Origin of the sequence: Vibrio sp. M260118, assembly GCF_036533755.1 — a bacterium.
GTDB lineage: Bacteria > Pseudomonadota > Gammaproteobacteria > Enterobacterales > Vibrionaceae > Vibrio.
In genome coordinates this window covers 1-1,627 of record NZ_JATABG010000547.1, presented here as the reverse complement: position 1 = coordinate 1,627, position 1,627 = coordinate 1, and the positions used below count along the sequence as shown (strand labels likewise).

Annotated in this window: 3 protein-coding genes; all 3 read right to left on the bottom strand. The window is 40.8% G+C overall.

Translation table 11 applies throughout. The annotated features are described in order from the left end of the window. The coding region (locus QTO00_RS19410) for a DUF6945 domain-containing protein (protein WP_331426207.1) at positions 1–485 on the bottom strand (485 nt) is incomplete at its 3' end. Beyond that, positions 466–618, bottom strand: coding sequence for a hypothetical protein (locus tag QTO00_RS19405; protein ID WP_331426206.1), 153 nt, complete (start codon positions 616–618; stop codon positions 466–468). The genes QTO00_RS19410 and QTO00_RS19405, both read right to left, overlap by 20 nt. Positions 619–853: 235 nt before the next feature. After that, positions 854–1,330 (bottom strand): hypothetical protein, encoded by a 477-nt coding sequence (locus QTO00_RS19400; protein WP_331426205.1) that lies wholly within the window; start codon positions 1,328–1,330, stop codon positions 854–856. Positions 1,331–1,627 lie beyond the last annotated feature (297 nt).

Sequence of the window (1,627 nt, the reverse complement as noted above, 5' to 3'; positions counted from 1 at the left end):
GGTGTACTAGCAGCCTGTTCAGCTTTATATAGTTCTCGTTTTTCAGCTTGCTCAGCCTTCAGCTTAACTTTGTCGTCATTGGTAAACTCAATATCTGTTAATGTAGCACTGTCACGTACTACCAACACTTTAGCCCTGCCTTTTGTTGCACCCTCAACCACTAAACCAAGATTAATCAAGGTGGCTTTAAATTTAGTGTATGCCTTTTCGCTCAAGCCTGAGCTAACACAAATACTTGTCCACCCCTCGAAGTAATCGTTGCCTTTTTCAATTTGTACACAATAAGCGTTACGCATGTGCATATATACAAGCTTCATGGCGGGGGTTAGTGTGTAGGTTTCGCCTGTTGCCGTGTTTACTGCGTACTTAGCCGCGAAAAAGTCAGTGGCTAAAACGTTATAAGTTTTACCTACAGTTCGGCGGGTGTAGTAGTTATTAAAAGTTTCGATGTTGCCATTTACAGTTTTAGTTGTTTGTTTTGCCATGTAGTAGTTCTCCTCGGTGCTGGGAATATTCTCGAATAACTCGGTTTAGTAGTGCAGTCAGTGTTTCACTTGGGTTTGCCTTTTGCAGGTTTGCCAATATCTCCACTTCTCGGTTATATACATTAAGTTTCATATTAAAATCTCCATGTTGCGAACTATTCTCATATGTCCACATTAAAGGTATGTTTGCATGTTAGATCAAAGTTTGATACTATGTCTTTTGTGGGGAAATATAACCCGTTAGTATAATCAGTGATCAACTTCACACTTTACCATTGGGTAATTAGTGGGTCAAGCCTTATTTTGTAAAAAGTAGAATAAGCGGGTAGCTTTGTTACGCTGTAACCGTTTAAATTTCTTGACCTTCATCACATCTCCTTTTTCAAATTGTCACGTAGTTCTGCTAGTGCAACTGCTACAGGAGGCTGACCTTGCTCGAGTAATTGTCGGTCGATGTCAGAGCCAAAAGCCCACTCAGAACTCATCTCCAGAGCGGTTTGATAACTAGTTTTAGCGTTAGATATGTAGCGGTCGAAGTATTCCGGTGTTAGGCTGTTGGTTATCGCAAGTTCAGCAAATTCGTGTGGATCCAAACCTGTAAAGCGCCAGTTCTCAGCCATGCTAACCAATTCAGCAAAACGTTGATTTAAAGCCTGTTCCTGTACCTGTAAAGCTTCTTGTTGCGCTAGAGCAACCTTCGCCTTTAATGCCTCGAAATCCTTGCTGTAGCTGGCGTGAAGCTTTTCGTTAAGTTGTTTCGTTTCAACTTTTGTCTGGTCGATTTTGTCTTGGGTGTCAGCTAGTGTTTTTCTACCCTTACCAAGTAACTTTTGAATCCAACTCATCAGATAATTCCCTCTCTCTGCATCAGCTTTTTGTATTTCTGATAAGTTGTATAAATCGAGCCAATAGCGTAAGTGGGACGCAAATTGCTGGTGTGGATTAGGGTATCGACATCTACCTCGTTGAGAATTGCCTCAATGCAAGTTGTAGCTAAAACACTGGATTTTTTACTAAGCAGATTGTGTAGATAATGGCAATAGTAATCTTCGGTGTGTTGTGGTGAGTATGGTTGCTTATTCATTCGCTAAGTTCTCCAAATTTAAAAGGTGTTGTTGTCGAGCTTGTTCTTGTTTCAATGC